Annotated in this window: 15 protein-coding genes; all 15 read left to right on the plus strand. The window is 49.7% G+C overall.

Annotated elements, in window-relative coordinates; genetic code table 11:
* The first annotated feature begins 12 nt into the window (after positions 1–12).
* The 15 genes from rseP (at position 13) to gcvT (ending at position 14,583) form a co-directional block, all read left to right on the plus strand.
* Positions 13–1,332 carry an RIP metalloprotease RseP gene (rseP, locus tag AB1756_03095; GenBank protein MEW5806321.1) on the plus strand — a complete coding sequence of 440 codons (1,320 nt, stop codon included), beginning with the start codon at positions 13–15 and terminating at the stop codon, positions 1,330–1,332.
* 89 nt (positions 1,333–1,421) lie between these two features.
* On the plus strand, positions 1,422–2,489 hold the full coding sequence (gene ispG, locus AB1756_03100) for a flavodoxin-dependent (E)-4-hydroxy-3-methylbut-2-enyl-diphosphate synthase (protein MEW5806322.1): 1,068 nt from the start codon (positions 1,422–1,424) through the stop codon (positions 2,487–2,489).
* 2 nt (positions 2,490–2,491) lie between these two features.
* Complete coding sequence (locus tag AB1756_03105; protein MEW5806323.1) at positions 2,492–3,676, plus strand: glycosyltransferase family 4 protein; 1,185 nt, start codon at positions 2,492–2,494, stop codon at positions 3,674–3,676.
* A complete protein-coding gene (locus AB1756_03110; GenBank protein MEW5806324.1) occupies positions 3,669–4,448 on the plus strand; it encodes a glycosyltransferase family 2 protein in 780 nt (259 codons plus the stop codon). Before AB1756_03105 ends, AB1756_03110 begins: the two co-directional genes overlap by 8 nt.
* A gap of 42 nt (positions 4,449–4,490) precedes the next feature.
* Positions 4,491–5,336, plus strand: a complete 846-nt coding sequence (locus tag AB1756_03115) for an XdhC family protein (GenBank protein ID MEW5806325.1) — start codon at positions 4,491–4,493, stop codon at positions 5,334–5,336.
* A gap of 4 nt (positions 5,337–5,340) precedes the next feature.
* The gene (gene yqeB, locus AB1756_03120) at positions 5,341–6,156 is read left to right on the plus strand and encodes a selenium-dependent molybdenum cofactor biosynthesis protein YqeB (protein ID MEW5806326.1); all 816 of its coding nucleotides are present in this window, start codon (positions 5,341–5,343) and stop codon (positions 6,154–6,156) included.
* Positions 6,157–6,593: 437 nt separating this feature from the next.
* A complete protein-coding gene (locus AB1756_03125; protein ID MEW5806327.1) occupies positions 6,594–6,905 on the plus strand; it encodes a helix-hairpin-helix domain-containing protein in 312 nt (103 codons plus the stop codon).
* Positions 6,906–6,975: 70 nt separating this feature from the next.
* Positions 6,976–7,569, plus strand: a complete 594-nt coding sequence (locus AB1756_03130) for a hypothetical protein (GenBank protein MEW5806328.1) — start codon at positions 6,976–6,978, stop codon at positions 7,567–7,569.
* Positions 7,538–7,981 (plus strand): four helix bundle protein, encoded by a 444-nt coding sequence (locus tag AB1756_03135; protein MEW5806329.1) that lies wholly within the window; start codon positions 7,538–7,540, stop codon positions 7,979–7,981. Before AB1756_03130 ends, AB1756_03135 begins: the two co-directional genes overlap by 32 nt.
* Before the next feature lie 186 nt (positions 7,982–8,167).
* Entirely contained in the window at positions 8,168–8,956 is a 789-nt protein-coding gene (gene ccsA / locus AB1756_03140; GenBank protein ID MEW5806330.1) for a cytochrome c biogenesis protein CcsA, read from the plus strand.
* Positions 8,957–8,958: 2 nt separating this feature from the next.
* Entirely contained in the window at positions 8,959–10,269 is a 1,311-nt protein-coding gene (gene hemA / locus AB1756_03145) for a glutamyl-tRNA reductase (protein ID MEW5806331.1), read from the plus strand.
* A gap of 12 nt (positions 10,270–10,281) precedes the next feature.
* The gene (gene hemC, locus AB1756_03150; protein ID MEW5806332.1) at positions 10,282–11,214 is read left to right on the plus strand and encodes a hydroxymethylbilane synthase; all 933 of its coding nucleotides are present in this window, start codon (positions 10,282–10,284) and stop codon (positions 11,212–11,214) included.
* A 21-nt stretch (positions 11,215–11,235) separates the two neighbouring features.
* The gene (cobA, locus tag AB1756_03155; protein MEW5806333.1) at positions 11,236–12,783 is read left to right on the plus strand and encodes a uroporphyrinogen-III C-methyltransferase; all 1,548 of its coding nucleotides are present in this window, start codon (positions 11,236–11,238) and stop codon (positions 12,781–12,783) included.
* 46 nt (positions 12,784–12,829) lie between these two features.
* On the plus strand, positions 12,830–13,384 hold the full coding sequence (locus AB1756_03160; GenBank protein ID MEW5806334.1) for an HDIG domain-containing metalloprotein: 555 nt from the start codon (positions 12,830–12,832) through the stop codon (positions 13,382–13,384).
* Between the two features lie 110 nt (positions 13,385–13,494).
* Entirely contained in the window at positions 13,495–14,583 is a 1,089-nt protein-coding gene (gcvT, locus tag AB1756_03165; GenBank protein ID MEW5806335.1) for a glycine cleavage system aminomethyltransferase GcvT, read from the plus strand.
* Positions 14,584–14,639: the final 56 nt, after the last annotated feature.

A 14,639-nucleotide genomic window follows, 5' to 3' on the forward strand; every position in this document is an offset into this window, starting at 1 on the left:
AGGGAGGCTTGATTGCGTACCATCGTTGAATCATTTTTAACATTCATCTTCGTTCTGGGGATACTCGTCTTCATCCATGAGTTCGGTCATTTCATCATGGCAAGGCTCTTCCGGATCAAAGTGAAGGTTTTCTCATTGGGCTTCGGCAATAGACTCGTCGGATACAGAAGCAGGAAGAGCGGGACTGATTACAGGATCTCGTTAATCCCGCTTGGGGGATACGTTAAGCTTGCTGGCGAAAATCCAGATGAGCACGACCGGTTAGATTATAACGAGTTCCTCTCGAGGCCGAGATACCAGCGGTTCCTGGTCATCGTCATGGGTGCCCTCTTTAACATCGTGCTATCCATCGTCCTTGCGACCTTCATCTTCATGCATGGCATCCAGGCGCCCGCACTCCCCGAGGGCACACCAGTAGTTGAGGTTGTCAAAGAAGGATCGCCGGGAGAAAAGGCAGGGATAATATCCGGGGATAGGATTCTCGAAATCGACGGCAAGAAGCTCGGATCGCTCGAGGATTTTACAAGGATCATCTTCCTGAGACCGGATACGATTGCCCGCATCATGGTCGAGAGAGGTGGAGAGCTGATGGAAAAAGAGCTTTCCATCATTGCCAATCCTGATTCGAAATACAGGGAAGGATACACGGGGCTTTACTTCAGGATCGCCTATCACGTCGGCGAGGTGATCAAAGGCTCGCCCGCAGATAAGGCAGGTCTGAAAGTTGGCGATCGGATAGTCGGGATCAACGGAGAACTCGTGGATGACAGCAAGGAACTGGTCTCACGGTTCTCGCAAAGCGCAGGAATCCCTCTCACGCTTCTGATCAAGCGGGGCAACACCAATATAGAGAAAGTGGTCACGCCGAGAAACGAGGGGGGAAGGGGGATCATCGGCGTGCGATTTGAGATGGCTACCAAGTTAATCAAGAAAGATTTCCCGGGAGCCGTCGCAGAGAGCCTGAGATTTGCCTACTCCAACATGACACTGATCTTTGTAACGCTCAAGAATCTTATCCGGGGCGGCCTATCGCCAAGAGTCTTTTCGGGACCCATCGAGATCGCCTCCCTTTCGAGGGAAAGCTACCGGGAAGGGTTCATATATTTTCTCTATTTCATCGCGCTGGTGAGCCTGCAGCTCGGCATCGTCAATCTCTTTCCAATTCCTGTTCTGGATGGTGGATACATCCTCATCCTGATTACCGAAGCCGCAATCAGGAAGGACTTCAACGCCCGGGTGAAGGAGATAATCATGCAGCTAGGACTGATCTTTCTCATAGTCCTGACCGGCATCATCATATATTTCGACATCATCAAAAGCTTCTTTTCATAAGATTCTCATCGAATGTAATTTCATAAAAGAAAGCTTCGAAGAACGGTAGAGTGAGTTAGAAAGTTCTGGAGGAATCGCGGGAGCGGGAAATGAATCCTGTGAGAAAAAAGACGAAGAAGGTAATGGTGGGAAATCTTTTTATCGGGGGCTGCGCTCCCATCACGGTTCAGTCGATGACCAAGACGGACACCAGAAACATCCCCGCGACTATCAAGCAGATCAGGAGACTCGAGGATGCAGGATGCGAGATCATCCGGTGCGCCGTACCTGACGGAGAGGCGGCAGAAGCCCTGCGTGAAATCAAGAAGAAGATTTCCATCCCGCTTGTTGCAGACATTCATTTCGATTATCGTCTTGCCCTTATCGCCATGGAAGGAGGAGTCGATAAGCTCAGGATCAATCCTGGAAATATCGGCGAGCGAGGAAGGGTTGAAAAAGTCGTCCGGATGGCAAAGGAGAGGGATATCCCGATAAGAATAGGGGTCAACTCTGGGTCTCTCGAGAAAGATATCCTGAAGAAGTATGGTGAGGTGAATGCAGAGGCGATGGTCGAATCTGCCATGAGGCACATCGCGATCCTGGAGTCACTCGATTTCGGATCGATAGTCATATCCCTTAAGGCTTCGGACATCCAGCGAACCGTAGCTTCATATCGTCTCCTTTCCGAAAAAGTCGAATATCCTCTTCACATTGGAATCACCGAATCTGGATCCTCTTTCAGAGGGGCGATAAAGTCATCCATAGGACTCGGGATTCTCCTTTCTGAAGGGATCGGCGATACGCTTCGGGTTTCCATCACCGGGAATCCAGAGAAAGAAGTGGAGATCGGCCTGGAAATCCTCCGCTCAATGGGGATCAGGCAGGATGGTGCTTTTATCGTCTCCTGTCCTGTCTGTGGACGGTGCGAAATTGATATGACCGGCGTAGCGGCGGAGATCGAGAAGAGCCTGAGCCGGATCAGAAAACCGGTCAGAATAGCGATAATGGGATGTGCCGTCAATGGTCCTGGCGAAGCCATGGAAGCCGATCTGGGAATCGCGGGTGGCAAAGAAGAGGCTCTTATATTCAGGAAGGGAACCATCATAAGAAAGGTCAAAGAGCGCGACATCGTCGAAGAGTTTCTCAGAGAGGTCGAAGACTTTCTGAAAGATCGTTAAAGATGCCTGATCGCGAAATCACCGTAGTTCACGTCGATACCGAGAAAGGGTGGGGAGGAGGGCAGAACCAGGTTCTTCTTCTTATGCAGGAGCTATTATCTAGAGGGCGCAGGAACATTTTGCTGACATCGGAGAATGGGGAACTATGGGTTAGGTCATTCCCGCTTTCGAAGATCCACCCTGCGCTCTTCAGGATCGAGTCAGTGACTCAGGCCAATCAGGCAGACATCAGGGACTTCCCATGCGCGCTAAAAGTTCTGAAAGAAATAATGGACTTAAGCAGGGGTGAGCTCTCAAAGGGGAGCAAAACTTCAAGAGGAAGAGATGTAATCATCCACCTTCATTCCTGGCGCGGGATCCTTTTTGCCCTTCTTCTCTCAAAATATTCAGGCTATCCGCTTGTCGTAACGCGAAGGATCAATCGTCGGCTCGGATCCTTCTCGACGCTCCTCCTGAACCGGTTTCGTTTCAGAATGGTCAGCATTTCGGAAAGCGTGAAGAAATCGCTCCAGGAATCTGGTTTCCAGAAAAAGATATCCGTGGTCCATAGCGGCATCATCACTGAGAATTTTTCTACAGGCTCAGGTTGGCTCTTCAGGGAGATGCTCGGTCTGAGAGAAGAGGACATTCTGATAGGACACGTCGGCGCCTTCAACGGGATCAAAGGACAGGAATATCTCATGGATGCGATATCTGTGCTCTCCGAAAGAGATGTCCGAGTGAAGGCTGCATTTGTTGGTGAGGGGAATGAGCTTCCTGCATTGAAGAAGCGGGCAGAGATGAGAGGTCTCAAGCAGAAGGTCTTCTTCCTCGGAGAGCAGAAGAACATCAAGGATTTTCTGGCTTCCGTCGATATCATGGCAGTCCCTTCCCTTGTTGAAGGCCTGGGAATTGCTGCAATTGAGGCCATGGCTGCAGGAATCCCAGTTGTAGCTTTCAAAACTGGGGGCCTTGCAGAAGTTGTGGAAGATGGAGTCACGGGGTTTCTCACCCCTGGCGGAAATGTTCTTGCGCTCGCGGAAAGGTTGATGCAACTGGCAGGGGATGAGAAGCTGAGAACCTCGATGGGAGAGGAAGCAAAGAAAAAAGCAAACAGGGATTTCTCTTACAGGAAAATGGTTGATGCCTATGAGAAGATATATTATGAAGAAATCGCGATGATGAGCCAGGGAGAAAATAATGGTTAAATTCTCTGCCTCGACGAAAGAAAAAATCTCTGCTTGTATAATCACTTTTAACGAAGAGGAGAACATCGGCGAGTGCCTGGAATCGCTGAAGTGGGCAGATGAGATCATCGTCGTCGATTCCGGATCGACTGACAGGACCGAGGAGATATGCAATCAGGCGGGAGCAAGATTCTTCGTCCATCCATTTGCGGGCTTCCGCGACCAGAAGAACATCGCCGTGGAAAAGGCGCAAAATGATTGGATCATCTCGCTCGATGCAGACGAAAGAGTTACTGTAGAACTTAGAGAAGAGATAATTCGGATCCTGGCTGAGAGCGGTTCGAAGGAGGGATGCGATGGGTACTATGTCCCGAGGATGAACTATTATGGTAAGAAGCTAATCATACACTCAGGATGGTATCCCGATTACAAGATCAGGGTCTGGAGGAAATCACGAGGGAGATGGGACGGGAAGAACATCCATGAAAAAGTTGTCGTTGATGGTAAAGTGGGGTATCTGCAGGGCGGTCTAATCCACTTCACTTACAGGAATATCGGCGACTACCTGAAAAGGATTGAAAGCTACTCAACCTGGTTGGCAAGGGAAAGGGTCGATTCCGGCAAGGGGTTTTCTTTTCTGAACCTTTTGTTCTGCGCTCCAGGTCGTTTCATAAAGAGCTACATCCTGAAGCTTGGTTTTCTCGATGGATTGGAGGGGTTCATCATCGGCACGATGACCTCCTATCTGAAGTTTATCGAGGAGATCAAAGTGCGGGAAATTCAGAGAAAGTGAGGGTGCAATCAGGGGAAATAAAGAACAGGGGGCATAACGAAGATGATTGAGTTCTATTCGAAGGTCGCTGAGCTGTTGAAATCTGGAAGAAGGATCGCCATCGCAAGCATAATTTCATCGAGAGGATCCACGCCTCGAAAGACAGGAGCGAAGATGATCATCACGATGGAGGGAGAGTCCTTCTTCAGCATCGGAGGAGGTTCTTTCGAAGCGGTCGTCGTAAGAGATGCGCAGCAGCTCATGAGGGAAGGGAACGCAATCGTGAAGAGATATAGCTTCCGCGAAGGAGAGGGGGGCCTCGGCATGACCTGTGGCGGTGAAGCAGAAGTTCTCATCGAAGCTTTGAATCCGCCGGATAAGCTGATCATCTTCGGTGCAGGACACGTCGGGTCATCCCTGGTACAGGCGGCGCAGAATATGGGCTTTGAGATCTTCGTGGTGGATCACAGGAAAGAGGTAAAAGAATCCTTTGAGAAATCGCGCTTCGTGAAGAGATCATCTTTGATGGGGGCGCTGCAGCCTGATTATCGATCATCCGCCATCCATTTTGTTCTCACGGACGGCTCCTTCTCGACTGGCTTGCCGGAGATCGACGGCAGCTCGTATGTTGTCATAGCGACCATGTCCCATGAGTCGGATAGAAGGGCACTCCTGACGGCAATCCGGAAAGATCCTGCCTATATCGGGATGATAGGATCGCAGAGGAAGAGAGAGGAGCTCTTTAAAAAGGCCGCAGCGGAAGATGGGATCGATGCAAAACTCCTGAAGAGAGTCAGATGTCCGGTGGGGCTCGATATCGGTTCCGAGACTCCAGAGGAGATCGCTGTCAGCATTCTGGCCGAGATCATCAGCGTCAAAAGGAAAGCAGCAAAGAGATTGAAAGACTGAAAATATGCGCAATAAAAAGATCGTGGTCATCCGCGGAGCCGGGGATCTTGCTTCTGGCGTGGCGCACCGGCTCTTCCTGGCAGGTTTTGGTATAATCATGACAGAGATAGAACATCCTCTCGCAATAAGAAGGAAGGTCTCTTTTTCCGAAGCTATCTACGATGGGAAGGCAACTGTGGAAGGAGCCAAGGCCATAAGGATCTCCAGCGCACAAGAAGCATACAACGTGATTAAAGATGGAAAGATTGCCGTGATCGTCGATCCAGAAGCCAGGATTACAAAAGAATTTTGCCCTGTCGCCCTGGTGGATGCAATCATGGCGAAGATGAATACCGGAACGTCCATAAGTGATGCTTCTGTTGTCATCGCTCTGGGGCCAGGATTCACGGCCGGAGTTGATTGTCACGCTGTCGTCGAGACGAAACGCGGACACTATCTCGGAAAAGTCTACTATAAGGGTTCTGCTCTTCCGGATGATAAAACGCCAGCAGTCGTTGAAGGGATGACCCATCAGAGGGTCCTGAGAGCATCGGCCGACGGTCCCTTTGAATCAACCTTCAGCATTGGAGATTATGTCGTGGAAGGAGACGAGGTCGGAAGATGTTCTGGAACTCCCCTTGTGGCAAAGGCTTCCGGGATCATCAGGGGATTGCTCCGGAATGGAATTGTAGTGAAAGCTGGGATGAAGATAGGAGACGTCGATCCGCGAGGGGTCTATGATTACTGCTTCACCATCTCCGACAAGGCGAGAAGCATCGGTGGTGGCGTCCTCGAAGCCTTACTGTCTATCATCGGATTGCCGAGATCTGATACATATTAATACATCCTCTAATCCCATCTGAAGCCTAATGCGACAAACATCCGCGTCCTTCTTTTGTCTACATGCTTTTTGGATAGTGCTTGAAAAGAAATTTCTCATAATTTCCTCTGAAATTCCCCGTTTCGCGCAAGCTTGAAAAACATCCATTCATAATTCCAGCCTGTGGTATCGAAGTTGCAGCAAAGGTTGGCTTCATCGACGGATTGCAGGAAGCGTGATGGAATGCCAGCAGTCAAACCTTCCTGACAATCGGGGAAGAGGGTATTTTACCCCCCGCCCTCTTCCTGAATGAGGAAAGGAGGTGAAGCCCATCTGATAGATTCTAAGAATGAGCAGCGATGAAGGAGTTTTTAAATTTCCGGCTTCCTTTAATTTAAGAGCAAGGGCGGCGTGAGCCGCCCAAAATTCTGAAAGGCAGAATACGATGGAGGATTAGAATGAAGAACATCTTATTAAGAAGAGCGATCTATCTAATATCGGTCGTCATGATCGTTTCGTCTTTTCTACTGGCGGCTGACACTCCCGAGAAGAAAGGGAAAGATCTCATCAACATAAATACCGCATCGGTCGAAGAGCTCATCAAGCTTCCCGGAATCGGTCAGGCCCTTGCTAAACGAATCGTAGATTTCCGCTCTGAGAACGGGCCATTCAAGCGCGTCGAGGATCTCATGAAAGTCAAGGGGATCGGGGAAAAGAACTTTCAGAAGCTGAAGGACCTCATAACTGTCGGAAAAGAATCAAAGGAATAAATCCAGGCACAAACTCAGTGAGAGAGGGGGGCTATACTGCCCCCTCATCGTGGCTTTCCTTGAGGAGAATATGAAAAGGGAGAACGGAAACAGCCTGACAGAGATCGTCTGTGTGCTGGCGATCGGTGGGATGATCGCATCAGTATCCGTTCCGCACGTTGCTGGCATGGTCGGCAAAGCGAAGGTGAGAGGGGCAATTAGGGAAATCGCTGCCGTATTCCGGGAAGCCCGGTGGCATGCAGTCTCGAAAGGGAAAAGCATTGGCGTTCAATTCAAGAAGGAACAGGATCTATACCTCTATAGAATTTATGAGGATGGGAACAACAATGGTATACGGACGGCCGATATCAACTCCGGCAAAGATATTCTTATCAATGGCCCCTATCAGATCAAGAGCAGATATGGGAATGTCGATTTCAGCATCCTGAAGGGGAAGCCTATCAGAAAGATACCTCCCGAAACCGGTTTCATCGAGAATCCGGACGATCCGATCAAGCTGGGGAAGTCTGACATCGCTTCTTTTTCGCCGACGGGCGACTCCAGCAGTGGAACAGTCTATATCAGCGATGAGAAGGATAGGATGATGGCTGTCGTTCTATTCGGCCCCACGGTCAGGATAAGGGTATGGGAATATGTTTACGAAGAGAATAGGTGGCGAATGTGATTGCAACCTGAAAAGGGGTGATGGCAATACTAGCAGGATCAAGACCTGGAAGCTCGTCGATGAATTAACTTTGAAAGTTTTCGAAGCAGCGAAGTCTCTCCCGCATGAGGAGAGGGACTGCCTCTCCAGGCAGCTCAGAGAGACTGCTGTCCTCTGTGGAGCTTCGGCATCTGAATGGGCCGGAAGGAAAAAGGATTGTGATGATTTTCTCACATTGAAGCGTTTGCATACCCTGATGATATACCTCCGCTATTACATCTATCTCGCGAGACGGCTCAATCTCATCGAGCAGAAACAGTACAGCAGTCTCATCCAGAAGCATGAGGCGGCTTCGAACATAATCGAAGGGATCATGGAAAGATCGGAGGATAAAATAATAAAAAAAGGGGAGGATGGGGCAATTCTTTCATAACCATCGCTAAAGGCCTCTACCAATCAACCTTCTTTTCAAGCCTACCATCAATCTCTTCTCAAACCCTATCTTATAAAACCCGCCTCCCCTTCTCCTGCAAGCAACGATCATCTTCTCAGCAGGGCATGGTTTATGTGATTTTTGGGACTGCAATGCTATAATTCAGATTCTTTAAAAGGAATAGATTTGGATATTATTTTCCTGAGATTTTATATCGGATTCTATTTTCTGGCGGCTGTGACATCCTTCACAGGTGCTTTCTCAACCAAAAAATGGCTGAAAATACTGACACCCATCTTAGCAGCATTTGGCTTTGCCTTCCATTTTGCCGCCATCCATCAGAGAGGTGTTTCCATGGGGAGATTCCCGCTTTCCAACTTGCATGAATTTCTCTGTTTCCTCTCATGGGCTATCATCTTAGTTTATCTGATCAGTTACATCCGATATAAGATCGATGTCCTTGGTACCGTTCTTATCCCCATGAGCCTGGTTCTCCTCTTCACATGCAACATGCTGGTGAAGGATGTCATCCCTATCCCTTCCGCCCAGCAACCTATCTGGTTCCTTTTCCATGTGACCGTTGCGACTCTGGGAGTGGCGGCACTGTTCCTCGCATTTGCGGGAAGCCTCTTCTACCTCCTTCAGGATCATATCCTCAAGAAGAGGAAACGGAGCCATCTTTTTAAATTCATGCCTTCGATCGAGTCCTGCGACAGAATCGGCTTTCAATCGCTTCTCTGGGGATTCGCGCTTTTGACTTTGGCGATCATTTCAGGAGCTGTGTGGAGCGCTAATGTAAGGAACGCCTTCTGGGTCTGGCAGACCAAGGAAACTTTCTCGCTCGTGGCCTGGATCATCGTGGCCGTTGCGCTTTACGCCAGATTGGTGAAAGGATGGAGAGGAAAGAGATCGGCTTATCTCACCATCCTTGGTTTCATGGCAGGCCTTATCATCATGTTTGGAGTCAATCCATAAGAATGGCGATTGTCGTAGTTGGCGAAAATCATAAGAGCGCCCCGCTTGCTGTAAGAGAAAGGCTGGCCTTCACCGAAAGTCAGATTAGAGAATCCATAACAGCCCTAAAGGCAATGGATGGGGTGGAGGAGTGCATCATCCTGTCCACCTGCAACAGGGTTGAGGTCATCGCGAACTCTGACCATGATCGGGGAATCTACTCCATCCAGAAATTCCTCTGCGACTATCATGGCCTCTCCCCGGAGGATTTCAAGAAGTACAGCTACCGTTACGTTGGAAAAGAGGCGATCAACCACATCTTTAAGGTCACCTCGAGCCTTGATTCCATGATCGTTGGAGAACCGCAGATCCTTGGGCAGGTAAAATCAGCTTACAGCCTGGCAAAGGAATTGAACGCTACCGGGATCATCCTGGACAAGTTGTTTCAGAAAGCTTTCTCCATAGCAAAGAGAGTGAGGAGCGAGACGGGGATAGCAAAAAGTGCCGTCTCGGTCGGTTACGCGGCCGTCGAGCTTGCAAAGAAGATCTTTGGCGATCTCACAGGGAAGTCCATTATGATCCTCGGCGCCGGCGAGATGAGCGAGCTTGCGGCAACGCATCTGGTAAGAAACGGCATCACAGCGGTCTTTGTCTCAAACAGAACATTCCAGAGAGCGGTGGAGCTAGCAGAGATGTTCAATGGAATCGCCATCAACTATGATGAATTCCTAACATACATGGAGAAAGTAGATATCGTGATCAGCTCCACGGCGGCACCACATTACATCATCAAGAAAGAAGACGCTTACAGGATCATTAAACTTCGGAGGGGAAGGCCGCTCTTTATCATCGACATCGCCGTTCCGCGAGACGTTGACCCCGGGGTGAACGAGGTCGACAACATCTACCTATACGACATCGACAACCTTCAAGAGGTCGTCAATGGGAACATCGAGGAGAGGAAAAACCAAGCTGAAATCGCGGAGAAGATCCTTGCCGAGGAAACGAAGGCCTTTGAGAAATGGCTTTCCGTCCTTGCTGTTACGCCGACCATTGCTCAGCTCAAGAACAAATTATACAAGATAGGGAGGGAAGAACTTGAGAGGTTCTCAGGGAAGCTCGGAGCATCATCGCCGGAGCAGATACAAAGGCTAGAGCATCTTGTCTTCTCCATCATCAATAAGATCCTGCATGCGCCGCTCAGCAATCTCAAGATATCAGCGAATAGCGAGAATGCCGTGGACCTGATCGATCGGTACGAGAAGATCTTCGGACTTGCTAATGAGGAAGGCGATAAGAGCAGGCAGAACGGTGAAGCACGACATGGAAAATAACTTTTTACTATTATGAGGGAGAGAACTTACAGGATAGGTACACGCGGAAGCCCCCTGGCTCTCTATCAGGCTAATCTTGTCATGGAAAGGCTCGCAGAGAAGTTTAAAGAGATCAAGATGGAGGTGAAGGTCATCAAAACAAGAGGAGATGTCTATCGCGAAGCACCGCTTGATCGGATAGGAAGCACAGGTGCCTTTGTCAAGGAGATACAGGAAGCCCTCTTATCAGAAGAGGTGGATCTTGCAGTTCACAGCATGAAAGATCTGCCCACCGAAGAGATCGACGGGTTGAGACTGGCTGCAGTTCTTGAACGGGGAAGCGTGTCCGACGCTCTCATTACGAGGAATGGATCAAATCTGGATGATCTCCCCGCGGGTTCCGTGATAGGGACGGGGAGCGTGAGAAGGAAAGCTCAGATAATGGCGAGGCGACCGGACATAGAGTGCAGGTTGCTGCGCGGAAATGTGGACACGAGGCTCAGGAAATTGAAAAGCGGCGACTATGATGCCATCATTCTCAGCTATGCAGGCATGGAGAGGCTCAAAATTAAAGATGTAAGGTACTCGCTCCTCCTGGATAACGGTTTCCTGCCGGCAGTGGGTCAGGGAGCCATAGGCGTTGAGGTCAGGGATAATGACAGCGAGTCAGTCGACGTCGTTTCTGCCATTAATCATCACGAGACGTTCCTCTCCGTCATTGCGGAGAGAAACTTCTTGAAGAGGCTTGGAGGCGGATGCATTGCCCCCATCGCTGCCTTTGCAAAGGTCCATTCCGGAAGAATGACTCTCAAAAGTGTGATCACATCGCCTGACGGGTCCAGGATGTTGAAAGATCATATCGAAGGAGAAGTCGAAGAGGAAGCAGATGCTGCAAATCTTGGGAAGAAGCTTGCAGAATTACTCATCGCGAGGGGCGCAGAGGAGATACTCGGGAAAAGAATCTGAAATTGGTTGGAAGGTTTTAGAATGAGTAGAAAGAAAGGAAAGGTTTTTCTGGCAGGAGCGGGGCCGGGAGACCCTGATCTTATCACGGTGAAAGCAATGGAGGAGATATCCACCGCCGATTGCATCATATATGATTTTCTTGCACCGGCGGAGCTTCTGAAACACGCAAAGCCAGATGCCGAGCTGCTCTATGTTGGGAAAAAGGGTGGCAGCCACACGCTTCCTCAGAAAGAGATCGGCAAGCTGATTGTCGGAAAGGCCAAAGAGGGGAAGGTCGTAGTTAGGCTGAAAGGAGGTGACCCCTTCATCTTCGGCAGGGGAGGAGAGGAAGCAGAGGAGTTGAAAAGGGACCGGGTAGATTTTGAAGTGATACCAGGCGTGACATCCGGGATTGCTGCCGCAACCTATGCGGGAATACCCCTTACCCATCGGCAGTACGCTTCGTCGGTTTCCTTCATCACGGGGCATGAGGATGAGGAGAAAGCAGAGAGCACAATGGACTGGGACAAGTTGGCGATGGGAGCGGATACGCTTGTCATCTTCATGGGGTTCAAGAAGCTTGAAGAGAATATAAAGCAGATGATAAATGCTGGAAGAAGCCCGAGGACACCTGCCGCCATGATCATGTGGGGGACTAAGCCTTTCCAGAAGACAGCCGTTTCGACGCTTGCCAGAATCGCTGCAGAGGCAAGGAGAAAAGGGTTGAAGGCACCCGTCATTCTCGTCGTAGGTAGCGTTGTAAAACTGAGAAACCGACTGAAATGGTTCGAGAATAAACCTCTATTCGGAAAGACAATCGTAGTGACTAGATCGGGAATGCAGGCAAGCGAGTTCTCGAAGTACCTGAGGAAGATGGGAGCCAATGTAATCGAATTTCCGACCATTGATATCGTGCCTCCCTCTTCATGGATGGAAGTCGATAGAGCAATCGATGATCTCCTATCCTACGATATCATCATCTTCACAAGCATCAATGGAGTGGAGTTCTTCTTCAACAGGATGCAGGAGAAGGGGAAGGATTCGAGGTTTCTGGGGAATGCGAAGGTTATTGCCATTGGACCTGCAACCGCGGAAGCGCTCCGCGGGAGAGGCATCATGGCTGATGCCGTTCCTTCGGAGTACAGAGCCGAGGGAATCCTCGAGAGCATCGGGAGGTTCAGCCCGCAAGGGAAGAAAATCCTCATCCCGAGAGCCGAGGTCGCCAGAGGGCTTCTAAAAGAAAAGCTCGAAGAGTGCGGCGCAAGAGTTGATATCGTGGTCGTTTACAAGAATGTCGTCCCGCAGGAGGGATTTGACTGTTTGAAGAGAAAGTTTGAGAAGAATGAGATTGACATGGTCACATTTACGAGTTCATCGACCGTGTCCAACTTCACGCGCATTGTCGGCAAAGATTTCATCAAAAAACATATGAAGCATGTCAGCATTGCCTCCATAGGGCCAATAACTTCGGAGACGATCCGCTCGCTTGGGATGAAGATCGACACGATGGCGAAAAAATACACGATCCCATCCCTGACAGATTCTATTGTAAGATACTTCCAGAAACAACCCAGGGAGAAGGGAAGATGAGTTTAAGCGACTTACAGAAGAAGAGGGTAATGAAGGAGGGATTGCAATGATTAGAGAGGAAGCGTTGAGTCTGCTGAAAGAGAAGATCAGGAGCGACGTTCTCATCAAGCACAGCCTGGCAACAGAGGCCATCATGGTCAAACTTGCCGAAGTCCTCGGAGAGGACAAGGAAAAATGGGGACTCTGCGGTCTGCTTCATGACCTTGATTTTGAGGAAACCAAGGATAATGCGCCCAACCACACGCTGGTCACATCGGAGATCCTTCTCAAAAAGGAAATTCCTGAAGATATAATCGTTGCCATCCAGGAGCACAACGCAGAAGCGATCGGGAGGACGAGAGAAACAAAGATGGGGATCGCGTTGACGGCCTCCGAGTCAATTACGGGCCTCATCGTGGCAACAACGCTAGTTCTCCCAGATAGGAGGCTTGGCAGCCTCAATCCTAACTCCGTCCGGAAGAGAATGAAGGAAAAAGCCTTCGCCAAGAATGTCAGCCGCGAATCGATCCTGGAGTGCGAACGGATCGGTCAACCGCTGGAGCGTTTCATCGAGCTCAGCGTCGACGCAATGCGCGGAATCTCCGACATCCTCGGCCTCTAATAGCTTTCTTCCTATCCTGCAAAATCTTGACATGTCTTAAATCCCTGTGTTAGTTTATGCATTCATTAAATCAATAATAGCTTCACTCAACTTTTATTCTTTTTGAGACCATGATCAGGAAGACCCCCTTAAACGAGATCCACAAAAAGCTTGGCGCGAGGATGATCGAGTTCGTGGGATGGGAAATGCCTGTGCAGTATTCCGGTGTCATCGAAGAGCACAACGCCGTGCGGGGAAAAGCAGGGCTCTTCGACGTGAGCCACATGGGGGAGATTCAGATCAGGGGAAGAGATGCCCTCGCCTTCGTTCAGAAGATCACCTGCAACGATGCTTCCAAGCTCACGGTCGGGAAGGTTCAATACTCGGCCTTAGTCTATCCTCAGGGGACATTCGTCGACGACATCCTTGTTTACAGGATCTCCGATGATGAATTTATGCTCTGCGTGAACGCCGCCAACACTAACAAGGACTACGAGTGGATCAGGAATCATCTAAACGGTAGCGTCGAAGCCGTAAACCGGAGCACTGAATACTCGCAAATCGCCATTCAGGGTCCTCTCGCACAGGAGATCCTTTCTTCCTTTGTAAACGCAGACCTCACCAGCATCGGCTATTATAGGTTTGCGATGGGGAAGGTTGGAAAGTGGGATGCCATCATCTCTAGGACAGGGTACACCGGAGAAGACGGCTTTGAGATATACTCCTCACCGGAATCGGCTCCTGACATCTGGAATATGCTCTATGAGGCGGGAACACCGAAAGGGCTGAAGGCGGCAGGACTTGCAGCGCGTGATACGCTCAGGCTCGAGGCGAAGATGGCCCTTTACGGGAACGACATCGATGACACTACTACGGTCCTGGAAGCAGACCTCATGTTTATTCTGAAGATGGAGAAGGGGAATTTCATCGGTCGTGAGGCTCTTCAAAAGCAGATGAACGAGGGGATCAAGAGGAAGCTTGTTGGTTTTGAGGTTACTGGAAAGGGAATTGCGAGGCATGGCTACCAAGCATATGCCGGCGATAGGAAAGTCGGAATGGTTACGAGTGGGACATTCGCCCCTTATCTGCAGAAAAGCATTGGCCTCATATATCTTCCCCTGGAGATGACTGCTGTGGGAATGGAGTTTGAGATCGACATCAGAGGGAAACGAACGAAAGCCATAGTCGTCCCGACCCCTTTCTACAAGCGGAAGAAATAAAGATGAGAGAATAAGGAGCAAGAGAAAGCAAGAAAATAAGAAAAAGTAAAGAGTCA

The sequence above is a fragment of the Acidobacteriota bacterium genome (genome assembly GCA_040752675.1).
GTDB lineage: Bacteria > Acidobacteriota > Polarisedimenticolia > JBFMGF01 > JBFMGF01 > JBFMGF01.

Bases quoted from the DNA above. Each gene is read 5' to 3' on its own strand.
- AB1756_03125 (MEW5806327.1), top strand. From the start codon at position 6,594: ATGAAGAACATCTTATTAAGAAGAGCGATCTATCTAATATCGGTCGTC.
- AB1756_03130 (MEW5806328.1), top strand. From the start codon at position 6,976: ATGAAAAGGGAGAACGGAAACAGCCTGACAGAGATCGTCTGTGTGCTG.
- AB1756_03105 (MEW5806323.1), top strand. From the start codon at position 2,492: ATGCCTGATCGCGAAATCACCGTAGTTCACGTCGATACCGAGAAAGGG.
- AB1756_03135 (MEW5806329.1), top strand. From the start codon at position 7,538: ATGTTTACGAAGAGAATAGGTGGCGAATGTGATTGCAACCTGAAAAGG.
- AB1756_03110 (MEW5806324.1), top strand. From the start codon at position 3,669: ATGGTTAAATTCTCTGCCTCGACGAAAGAAAAAATCTCTGCTTGTATA.
- AB1756_03115 (MEW5806325.1), top strand. From the start codon at position 4,491: ATGATTGAGTTCTATTCGAAGGTCGCTGAGCTGTTGAAATCTGGAAGA.
- hemA (MEW5806331.1), top strand. From the start codon at position 8,959: ATGGCGATTGTCGTAGTTGGCGAAAATCATAAGAGCGCCCCGCTTGCT.
- AB1756_03160 (MEW5806334.1), top strand. From the start codon at position 12,830: ATGATTAGAGAGGAAGCGTTGAGTCTGCTGAAAGAGAAGATCAGGAGC.
- gcvT (MEW5806335.1), top strand. From the start codon at position 13,495: ATGATCAGGAAGACCCCCTTAAACGAGATCCACAAAAAGCTTGGCGCG.
- cobA (MEW5806333.1), top strand. From the start codon at position 11,236: ATGAGTAGAAAGAAAGGAAAGGTTTTTCTGGCAGGAGCGGGGCCGGGA.
- yqeB (MEW5806326.1), top strand. From the start codon at position 5,341: ATGCGCAATAAAAAGATCGTGGTCATCCGCGGAGCCGGGGATCTTGCT.
- ispG (MEW5806322.1), top strand. From the start codon at position 1,422: ATGAATCCTGTGAGAAAAAAGACGAAGAAGGTAATGGTGGGAAATCTT.
- hemC (MEW5806332.1), top strand. From the start codon at position 10,282: ATGAGGGAGAGAACTTACAGGATAGGTACACGCGGAAGCCCCCTGGCT.